The following is an 11,198-nucleotide window of genomic DNA, read 5'->3' as shown; positions in this document are numbered from 1 at the left end:
TCTTGCGCGCGACAATCATCGCGGCAATCATCACCTCGCCGCGACACCGACTCGCCATCCTGATTGTCGCGCGCTTCCCATCCAGATTGTCGCGCTATAACAGAGTGATGGCAACCGGTCGGACCGGGGTCGGCTAAGCCCGTTGGACCTATCGAGCTTCAGAGCTCGCCAACGTAATTGGGCGCCGATCCGCGGATCTCATCAAGGATCGTGGCATCGCCATAGAGCCGGATCAGATAGCTGCAAACGATCGCTAGCCGGAACAAAGCAAATGGCCTTGCAAAGCTGGGACCGTCCATCGATAGGTCCAAATCCGGCCAGTATTTGCTTTCCCTTTCGCCAGGATCGGTATCTTGGTGTCGTCACCGTGGAGCCTGTCGGTGGAGAGCACATAGCCTTCGATCAGTTCAAAGATCGGCCTGACCGCAAAGGCTCCGGCGCCCATCTGGTCCGCCAGCGTCGAGACCGACAGGGCGATCCCCTCACATTTGAGGCGCTGGGTCTGTCGATTTAGCGGCTGATCCCCGGGGTGTGGCATGGAACGGCGCTGGTGGCTGCGTGATCGCCTCGCAATCCCGACAACTGAACTTCTCCCGGACTGTGTCGATCACCTCGAACCGGCGTGGGATCTCCTCCAGCGTCGAGGTCACGCTTTCGCCGAGCTTCGACAGCCGGGCCGATCCGCAGTAGGGACATTGCGTCGGCAGCAGCACCACGCGCTCCTGCTCGATATCATCGGGAAAGGGCTGGCGCACCGGCCGCCTGCGCTCAAACGAACGCACGGTCTGCGTCTTCCCGGCCGCCCTCTTGGCAGCGAGCTCATCCTCGGTCGCGCCCGCCTCGAGTTCCTCAAGCTCAAGCTCCAGCTGACGAGCAGCCGCGCCGACCGCTCGGAGCGAGCGCCATATATCGTGCGTCATAGCTTCCCGATCTCGAGCTTGAGATGGGCAATCAGCACTTCGGTGCTCGATTGCTGGCATTGGCCGCTTCAGCAAGCTTGGTGTAGCGCGACAATCAGGATGAGAGCCTCACGCTCATCGCCGCCGCGCAGGAAATACTCAGTGGCAGGTCAATATCGGTATACACCCGGGCGACTCGTCGGAATCGGCACGCTGAAGTCGAGTTGTTGCGCCGGCAGCGCCACACAGGCAAGCAGATCGCAACCGAGATTGGCATCTCGCCAGCGACCGTCAGCCGTATCCTGCGGCGGCTCGGATTGAACCGATTGCGCGATCTGGAACCGGTCGAGCCGGTGCGACGCTATGAGCGTGAACATGCTGGCGAGCTGATCTACATCGACATCAAAAAACTCGGCAAGTTCATCGTATCGGCCATCGCCTCACCGGCGATTGAACGGGGCAGAGCAACCTACGGGCTCTAATCTTCAGACTATAGGGCTTGGTACGGATGTGTTGAGTCTAAGGCGCTTGCAGGCTTTGCAGAAGGCAATGGATTTGTAGCACGAGCCGTTGCTTGTCACCCGCTTGACCTTGATGCCCAGGCTTGCGTAGTAGGCGATCGCGACCTTGAGGAAGGCCACGGCACAGCTCCGTCGCTCGCTCTTCATGACCTTGCTGAAGGCGATCTGGGAAGCACCGTCGACGCAGACGTGCACGTATTCCCAGCCAAGCGCTTCGGCAAGGCCGAGCGCTTCATCCAGACCAGTATGCGCGAATGGGCTTATGCTCGCGCCTATAACACATCAAACGAGAGAGCCGCTGACCTGCCGAGATGGCTTCACGGCTACAATTGGCACCGGCCGCGTACCAGTATCGGCTCGATGCCGCCTATCAGCAAACTCGCCCTGACCAGGAAAGACTTGGGCAAAGCAGAATCGTCTCCTAACGTGCCAAACCAAAACCACGTCCACCGATGGCACAGTTCGCAGCGTTGTGGGTAAATCGGTGAGGGCGCGCCTAACAAACTTAGTCCAATGGCTCGAATCGTGGCGCTGTCACAGCGCGTGTTCGGATCTGCCTTGCCCGTGGTGCGCTCGCAAAATACCGACCAAGCTGTGATAGCTGTTTGCCGTCAAACGCAGGATACCTCACCGTCCAACTGGGCAAGAACCCACCTCTCGTTGCTCTCCCAATTGCTGGGAATATAGAAGCTAGAGTCTCAATAATATAGATTGGCAGGCCGTGAAACTCACTGAAGGCTAAGATAACCATCGCTGCCATAAAATTCGCGATTTACCACAGTCCAGCTCTACAATGCCGGCGAGCGCCCAACTGCTGGCTGATCCGCCGAGTTCGCAACACCGCGTCTTACAAGCGAGCACACGGCAGCGCCGCAAAACAATGAATCCAGGTAAGGGCGACTCCAATCAAGCACATAGCAGTTACGATCCGCGCTAAAAGCCCCGTCACGGTTCGTTCGGGTTGCTCAACCTCTCTTCTTTCGCTTTCCGCGGCGACATCAGCATAATTGCACTTGACAACATATTGGAGACATACGTCATCGGGCGCGTTTGCCCAGTTTCCCCCTTTCTCATGGCTACTTCACCTCAAAGATGCTTCTCGCTTCGTGTATAACGGCGCCGGTCTCTTCGTCTCAGCTCCGCGAACTGACGGAACATGACAACTAAGCCGATAAATCCAGCGCCCAGCTCAGCGATGGCCTGACTAACCAGTACTCCGCTGAAGCCCAATACGAATGGAAGGAGAAGTACAGACGGTATGAAGAGATATCCCTGCCTTGCGAAAGACACCACCGCGCTGAGGCGCGCTCTGCCCAGCGACTGAAGCATTGTTGTTGCGAAACTCTGAATACCGTAAAGTCCAAAAAACAGATGAAAGGCAATGCAGGTCGAGACGGCGATATCCGTTACCCCTTTGTTGTCGCTAAACAGCCCGACCAAAGGTCGGACAAAAACCATAACTGCCGCGGAATAAACTAAGGAAAGCGCCACCGTGACAGAGAGCATGATCTTCGCAACTTTCAGTACACGCGTAAAGTCGCGCGCCCCCCAACCGAACCCCAGGACAGCTTGCGAGCCGATACAGAAGCCGATGATAGGCAGCGCGCCAATTGTCAAGATTCTCACAGCTATTCCTACCGCCGCGATGAACTCGTCGCCGAACGGCGCAGCAGCTCCGTACAAGAACATACCACCAAGAGCAGAAAGGATACTCGTCATGGTCGCCGGCGCCCCAATGAACGCAAGCTGTCTGATCCGATCTACTCGCAACGAGACCTGAGAGATACCGACGAGCACAGTGCCGGGCCATTTTGTAAAATACACGATATAGAGGCTCATGGCGGCGGCCTGAGATATCAGCGTTGCTATGGCTGCGCCCCGCACGCCCCAGCTGAGTAAGAATATAAAAATGGGGTCAAGCACGGCGTTTAATATGAAAGCGCTCAGCATAGTCCACATACTGAAACGTGTGTTGCCTTCGGCTCTTACGATGAAGCCGCTGACGATATTTAGGAGCATCAAAGTAGACCCCAGCAAGAGGATCGTGGCGTAGTCTAGCGCGATGGGCAGGATGGTTTGACTTGCCCTAAGCGCGACGAAGATGCTTCGTAGAGTGACAAGCAGGGCGATGGTCATAATCACACCGATGGGAGCGGCGAGCGCAAGCGCCGTACTCGCCCCCCGGCTCGCCTCCAACGCATTACCAGCACCAAGATGACGAGATATGAAGGAGGCAGTACCCACACCGATCCCCTCTCCCACCGCTGCGGGCAGGACGATGAGGGGCATCGTCATGCTGACGGCTGCAATCGCCTGCGCGCCGAGTGAGCCGACGAAGATTGCGTTAAGGGCCTGCTGCGACGCGTTAATCGACAACCCGATAACAGATGGAATGGCAAGCCGCAGAAGAAGGCCCGGGAGCTTCTGGTCCGATAGATCGATGTGCCGGTTTTTCTTCGGCATCGCATCGCGATTGCTTTTGACGACGAGCTCCGCATTGCACTTGTCCATGATTCACGCCGTCTTCAGCTCTACGAATTCATTGATCGTCTGCATCAGCTCCTGTTGCAAGACCGTGCAAACATGGCGGGTCGCCTCATAATCGACCATGCTCGGATCATAAGTGGTGTCGATCTGTAGACGACCGGATTGATATCCGACCTCGAACCAGAAGAGGTGGATCGCCGCTGCTTGATGCATGTGTTCGCCGATCGAAAGCGGACAAGGATCTGTGTCTAGAAAACGGCGCGCGAAATAGCGCTGCAAACCGACCCGATAATTCACCCCAATTCTGGGCAGTGGCAGGCGATCGAGCCGACACCGCACGGCTGGATCTCGGTTCAGGAATTTCAGAGCCCGAAAGCCTATTCCCCCACGCGGCAGCGCATTGCGCTGCCGGTATATTGAACGAGCACGGTCGGAACGCGACTCCATTCCTGTGACCTTCAATGAAAGCGGAACGAGCTCGCTGATAAGGCCAATGATCTGAGATGAATCGAAATCGTCAAACAGCCGACCTCGTGCCGAGGTCAGGCTATTAATCCAGAGCGAATAGTTGCCGAACAGGGCTCCACCCGCACCGGACAGGGCAGCAAGAAACACATCAAAGTCCTGACAATGCGCTGATCTGGCTCCAATACTAAGGAGACCCGCTGTCGCTTCCCCGTCGATCTCAAGATGGTACTTGGCCCGATCTACCCGCGAACGGCCGTTCGCATCGACCCGACGACTTTTAAGACTTGCATCGTGAAGCTCTCTCGCGCTTCCTTCGGCAACACTCGTGTCGCGCGATGACGCGTCGCTGACACGCAGATTGAATTGATCGTAGTCAATATCCTCCCAGTACTTGAGTTCGTCTGGTGCTTCGCTGTTAGCGTAGCGCTCGAGCCGCTTCAACCAGGGCGAGAGCCTTTGTACGGTCTCAGGGCCATTCACATCATGGCCTGCAGCAAGAGCGTGGTATGCGCCCTCCAATGCTTCCAGGAACAGCCGATAGCCCATCCCATCCGCTCCGAAATGATGCATCAGCACGAGCAGATAGTAATCGCCGCTTTCCGAAGTTTGGAAGGCTGCGACGTGAACAAGAGGCGTGTGACCGTCAAACCGAAACATGTGCTGACGTCTTGCCGAGACGCTCTCGATTGTCCTGCGCTGGTCTGGGCCGGCCATCCGGACAAGATCGATCTCCTCCACGATGCGCTCAGTCGGACAAGGCCCAATCCCCAGCCGTAGTCCATCTTGGGCTCGGGCAACGCGGAGCCTGAGGCCTTCGTGCCTCTCGATGACATGGGCAAGAGCGCGGTCCAGGATCTTGATGTTCAGGATGCCACCGCGCACGAAGAACGGATCGCCGATGTTAAAATGCTCGTCAAAGCCGAGAAGAGAATTCCAAAACGATACTATGGGGGGCACAGGCAGCAAGCCGTCCGCGGAAGCGACGTTGTGGGGTGCCGCCTCCGCTTCCCCGGCCGCCAACTCCCTGATGGTCGGCGTTCGATAAAGTTGGTTGACGGTGAGATTCAGCCCGGCTTTGCACGCCAGCGTGACGCAACGCACGCTCAGAACAGAATCGCCGCCGATATCAAAGAAACTGCTGTCGATGCCCACCCCCTTGGCGCCTAATAGATCCTCCCTGATCCGAACAAGAATTCGCTCGTTCCTGGTGCGAGGCTCAGCAGATGGACTGGTTTCTATCTCGCGGTAAGGAACGGGGGATAGGCGAGTACGGTCTATTTTTCCGCTCGCCATCAGGGGAACACTGTCAACCGACCTGAAGGCTGCGGGGACCATGGGAGTTGGCAACCTCTTGCGCAGGTGGGCGAGAATCTCTCCAGAGCTGAGATCCTCGCGAGCGGGCACCACGCTTGCCGTCAAGCGGCGATCGTCATCGATGCCTTCTGCGAAGACCGCGGCCTTTGCGATTGCCGGACGAGACTCAAGAGCAACTTCGGCCTCCTCCGGCTCGATGCGAAAGCCCCTCACCCTGATCTGGCTGTCCGATCGGCCGCAAATCTCGAGAAGGCCGCTGGCCGAGATGCGTGCGATGTCTCCAGTTCGATGAAGCACGTTGTATTGTCCGCCATCATACGGATTGGGCACGAAACAGCGGTCAGTCCGATCTTGATCCCGCCAGTACCCAGCGCTGAGACAGCGGCCCGCGATGCACAGTTCGCCGGGGGCTCCAACAGGCACTCTCTTCAATCGTGAATCGAGCACGTAGAGTTTGACGTTGTCGATCGGCTTCCCCACCGGGACAAGCGCCGAGTTGTCATCGGCATCCGATGTTTCGTGCACGGCAGCATTGGACGCACATTCCGTCGCACCGTAGAAGTTCCACAACGGCACGCCCGGAAAAGACCCGCGCCAGCGAGCGGGCAGCGAGGACGACATCGGTTCGGCGCTGCTTGTGACCAATCTCAAGGCGGTCCTTTGCGGTTGCCGTTCCTGGGACCCAATGAGACCGGACAGGACTGGCGGAGAGGCAAAAAAGCGTGTCACGCGATGTTTGCCAAACTGCACAACAACAGATCCGGATCTAGCACCTGCTCTTGGGTGAGGATCAGGGTGGGCACACCTCTCAGAAGTCCACCAAAATACTCCCAAGCGGACGCAACAAGGCAGGCGGACTTCTGGACAACCATGACGTCGGTGCCATCGAAGGGAAAGCATCGCCACATCCAGTTCAGCCGGTTGAGAATGGCCGCTTCCGGTATAAGAGCCCCCTTCGCCCGGCCTGTGGAGGAGGACGTGTATATGAGGTTCGCAATTCGGTGATCTGACGGTGTGTCGCTAGGCGCGAAATCATCCCTTGACACTCTGCACGTTTCTAAGGCCGACAGACAAATCGAAGGTATCTCAAAGCCAGGCTCCGTGATATTCGCGTGAACCAAGAGCTTAGCCTTAGTATCTCGCAGGATATGTTGGATCCGATCACGTGGATAATCCGGAGCTATTGGCACGACAACAGCATCCAAGCGTTGCGCCGCAAGCATGACAGCGGCAACGTCCGGCGACCGGTCAACAAGCACGGCGACCAGATCGCCGGCCCTCACCTTCATATCCCGCAGTAACGAGCGGATAGCTGCTACGCGCTCACGCAACTCGCCAAACGTGACCTCCCCGAACTCGCCAAAATATGCTACTTTGCCGTGATTAGAGACGCTGATCTGCTCGAACGCTTCAACAAGCGGACATTCAGATTCATATCGCTTGAGCAACCCATCCAGAGAATCCAGGACAGTAAGATCTGAGGAGCTGAGGCAGCCTAGTTCCTCAATGGGCACAAGCGGTTTATCAACGCAGGCGGCAATCAAATAGCGCAGATTGTTGGCCATGCGGATAGCCAGATCACTCGAGATTATGTCTTCCGCATACGCCAGCTGGAGCGCAATCTCATCGCCCTGATCTTGCGCGTACAGTGTTAGGTCGAATTTGACATAGCCTGTGTCGTACTCGCGGAATGTCAGAGCCAACTCGTCCCGACCAACTGGTTCGGTGGCTTCGGAGTACATGTTGAGCATGACCTGGGAGATCGGTGATCGACCCGGTTCGCGACATAACCTTGTATCCCTGACCATCCATCCGAATGGATAGGCCGCATTTGCGATGGCATCGCTGACCAGGCCCTGGATGCGCCTGGCATGAGCAGCAAAGGATTGACTGGCATCGATCGCCGCACGGATCGGCAGCATATTCAGGAAAAAGCCGGCGATGTCGGTGCTGCCAGGTTGATCCCGTACAGCGTGTGGCATGCCGACGACAATATCGTCCTGACGGCGATACATTCGTAGAAGCAGCTGGAAGCACGCCAGCAGTATTGTCGACGTGGTGTAGCTATTTTGGCGCGCGAATTCTCTTACCCGGCTGGAGAGATCGCTCCCAAGCAGCACTGGATGCGAGCCGCCGCGGTATGAATTTGTTTGTGGGCGCGCCCTTCCAAGCGAAAGCACCGGCGGATCATCACCAATCTGACGACGCCAATAGTAACGTTGGTTCTCCAGCGCCTCTGGAGAAATGTGTTGTTTTTCCCACGCCGCGTAGCCCGAGAGTGACGCACAGTTCTCTGGCCAAGGCGCCGCGGCATCTAAATATCTCTGCTGAAGATCTCTGAGCAGAACAGAAATCGACCAGGCATCGAGGATGATTTCGTGAGCGGTGATCAATATGACATGATTGTCGGGACCAAACCGGACCATGCGCTCGCGGAGCAAGCGGCCCTGTCCGAGATCGAAATTGTCTTTCAGCTCCGTTCGCCGAAACTGTGCGATGAGCTCCTCAGCCTCGGAGGAGGTGAGATGAGATGCATCGATCGATTCAAGATTGGTGCATGGAGGAGCATCAAAGCACTGAACAGGACCGTCTTCGTTGATAGAACGCGCCGAAAGTGCCTGGTGGGAATGAACGACCTCGGTCCAGGCGCGATTGAACCGAGCCAAATCGATGTTGCCCTTAATCCGCAGCCCGCCCTGAATGATGTAGTTCCGCGCAGATGGATCGAGCTGTGCCAGAAACCAAAGGTGCTCCTGGAGACGCGTCAGAGGTGATCGGTTTAGCTTTCGGCACGTCAAAGTCGTGCATGGATTGCGCTCAGTCCGAGCCTCGACCGAAGCGGCAAGAGATCGAATTGTACCGTTCAGGACCAGTCTGAAATCCGCTTTCACTCCCAGCAAGGTCTGCAACTGCCCCAATATAAGCATTGCGCGGAGGGAGTCTCCGCCGAGGCTTATGAATTGGTCATTCACACCTATGTTCTCGATACGCAGAATGCCGGACCAGATTTGACGTAGCCGGACTTCGAGGTTTGATTGCGGCTCCTCGAAGGGCGTTGACAATAACGGCCGAACACTCCCCGGGTCAGGCAATGCTGCAAAGTCGACCTTTCCGTTCCTGGTCAGTGGAATACTTCTGTCGCGGATGGTTCTTTCCGGAAGCATGTAGCTGGGGAGTGCCTCAGCAAGAAACTTCTGAAGGTCGCTTTCCGCCAGTTCAGCTGGAGCCGACACATACGCAACCAGCCGCCGCGATTCGGCTTGCGCCTCCGAACTAGCTATATCTCGCGCCGTAAGCTTTACGCCTGCGCAGACAGATTCGACTGCGACGGCGCCATGCACTAAGGGATGAGCGGACAAACGAGCTTCGATTTCTCCCAGCTCGATTCTGTGCCCGCGAATTTTGACCTGACGATCCCGTCGGCCGAGACATTCCAAAAGGCCGTCGGAACGGATGCGCCCAAGATCACCTGTCCGATATAGGCGCCGGAAGGACAGGTCGTTTGAGAACGGGTTTGGGCCAAACGCATCCTTGGTGCGGACGTGGTCATTGACGTAACCGGCAGCGACACCGACGCCGCTGACACAGATTTCGCCGACTTCTCCTACATTGCAGAGCCGTGGTCCGTCCGCGACATAAACCTCAACGTTTTGAATTGGTCTGCCGATCGGCACATAAGGCTCAGCCAGCGCAGGCGGCACGGCAACCAGATGATGCGTCACGCCGTCGGCGCACTCGGTCGGCCCGTAATGATTGAGAATGGAAACGCGGGGATACAAGGCAAGCCACCCACGCGCCAATCCGGGCGTTACAGGTTCTCCGACCGTAGAAATAATCCGCAAGCCATCCATGGCTCGCTCTGCCGCGGCAAGCGATTGCAGATATTCAACAAACACTGCCACCGACGGAACGAATTGGACGACCGTAGCGCCGCATCGTTGAATTGCTTGAAGGAGCGATGACGGCGATCTCAGTATAGAGGCTCCGACGCAAAGTCCTGAAAGAAGCTGCCAAAGCGAGATGTCAAAGCAGTGCGATGCCGTTTGCGCGACGCAATCCGTCCGAGTGAGACCTAAAGCATCGATCTTTGCCGCCAAATGATTGTTTAGGCCAGCGCGCTCGATTATTGCGCCCTTAGGCTGGCCCGTCGAACCAGACGTAAACAAAATATAGGCAAGTCCATCCACGTTCGGCGATGGCACAACAGACGAGGTCTGCCCCCGGCGCAGGGCCGCCTCTATAGCTACGAATTGAGGAGCTGCTTTGCTGCTCTCCTGGAATAGGCTGAGCAATGCCGGTCGGTCTCGGCCCATCAACAAAGCGCAGCGGCTCTGCACTATCATGAATGATGTACGGGAAGCCGGCAGCGAAGGATCGAGCGGTAGGTACGTTGATCCAGCTTTCAAAATTGCGATGACCGCCGTCGCCCAGTCGAGGTCTCGCCCTCTCCAATAGCCGACAACCCCGCCGCGAGCACCCTGCTCTCGCAAGGTCTTTGCAAGGGCACCCGATCTTGATCGTCGGGCCTCATATGTGAGTTCGTCTGCGCCGTGCCTCAGCGCAACTCTCTTCGGATCCGAACCGGCAAACCGATTGATCGCCGTGATCGCGTCAACCGGTTGACGCTCCATGGACTGCTCCTTGGCTGATTGATTTTGCGTAGTCGCGCGCCCCGCCATTCGTCGCCTTCATCGGCGCCAAAATCGGAGCGCCGGAACTCGTCAACGAGGTGTGCATGCGCAGCCAGCCTGATTCCGCACGTCGTAAGGTTTTGTCCGTATGAGCTTCTCGGTGTTCGCTTCTGGCTCGGTGATCGGCAGAGGAACAGGAAGACGCTAGGACGGCGCGTCCACTTTGGCACCTACCTGCTCTTGTAGAGGACCGCCAACGTCTGCATGGCACCCGCAATCAACGCGCCCACAGGCTGGTCATGGCTTGTGATTAGCGTAATTGTCCGCTTTCTCGGCCCTCGAGCCGCCACCACCAACCGATCGAGGGCGGGCTGCCCCCCTCCCCCCCCGACACAGCTTGTATGACGAAAGACTTTACCGTAACCACCGCCAGACCAGCTACGCGGCCAAGGACGGTCGGGTGTTCGCAGGCGGCGAACTCTATCTTAACGGCTCGTTTGGCGCGTTGCAGACGGGCGTCATTGGCATCGATGGCGGAGCCGAAGCGATCTTGCCGATCGGCGATACCTTGACGAGCGCCAACACCATGCGGGCATGCGAAGCGTTGTCGCCGAATTATGCTTTCGTCACCGACGGATGTACTCGGGCCACGCTGGAGACGGCAGGCTCCAGCGAACCTATCGCACGCACGAGCACCGGGCGCTGATCAGGCTCATAACCTGAAGGTCATAGGTTCAAAATCCTATTCCCGCAACAAAAGTTACTAAGAAAAACAATGGGCTAGCAAATCGCTGCCCCTTCTTTTTTGACAGAATCGGGCTGGCACAACGCTGGCACAAATTTTTGCCGGTTCCCTTTTCGTGCTACTATGGACGCAC

At 57.2% G+C, this 11,198-nt stretch carries 1 protein-coding gene, 1 tRNA gene and 4 pseudogenes; 3 read left to right on the top strand and 3 right to left on the bottom strand.

Annotated elements, in window-relative coordinates; genetic code table 11:
* Window positions 1-301: 301 nt before the first annotated feature.
* Window positions 302-1,021: pseudogene (locus IVB50_RS09500) on the bottom strand (transposase); the annotation flags it as partial.
* A 105-nt stretch (window positions 1,022-1,126) separates the two neighbouring features.
* Between IVB50_RS09500 and IVB50_RS09495 the strand changes: the two are divergent.
* Both IVB50_RS09495 and IVB50_RS09485 read left to right on the top strand, forming a co-directional pair.
* Window positions 1,127-1,350 (top strand): annotated as a pseudogene (locus tag IVB50_RS09495) (helix-turn-helix domain-containing protein); the annotation flags it as partial.
* 286 nt (window positions 1,351-1,636) lie between these two features.
* A pseudogene (locus tag IVB50_RS09485) lies at window positions 1,637-1,822 on the top strand (integrase core domain-containing protein); the annotation flags it as partial.
* A gap of 684 nt (window positions 1,823-2,506) precedes the next feature.
* Here IVB50_RS09485 and IVB50_RS09480 read toward each other — a convergent pair.
* On the bottom strand, window positions 2,507-3,931 hold the full coding sequence (locus IVB50_RS09480) for an MATE family efflux transporter (protein WP_247295722.1): 1,425 nt from the start codon (window positions 3,929-3,931) through the stop codon (window positions 2,507-2,509).
* 3 nt (window positions 3,932-3,934) lie between these two features.
* Window positions 3,935-10,320, bottom strand: a pseudogene (locus IVB50_RS09470) (amino acid adenylation domain-containing protein).
* A gap of 650 nt (window positions 10,321-10,970) precedes the next feature.
* Here IVB50_RS09470 and IVB50_RS09465 point away from each other — a divergent pair.
* Window positions 10,971-11,074, top strand: a tRNA-Met gene (locus tag IVB50_RS09465).
* Window positions 11,075-11,198: the final 124 nt, after the last annotated feature.

The organism is Bradyrhizobium sp. 87 (genome assembly GCF_023073015.1).
GTDB lineage: Bacteria > Pseudomonadota > Alphaproteobacteria > Rhizobiales > Xanthobacteraceae > Bradyrhizobium > Bradyrhizobium canariense_D.
This window is presented reverse-complemented; position numbering and strand designations above follow the sequence as displayed.

Coding starts and splice junctions, on each gene's coding strand:
- IVB50_RS09480 (WP_247295722.1), bottom strand. CDS start 3,931: ATGGACAAGTGCAATGCGGAGCTCGTCGTCAAAAGCAATCGCGATGCG.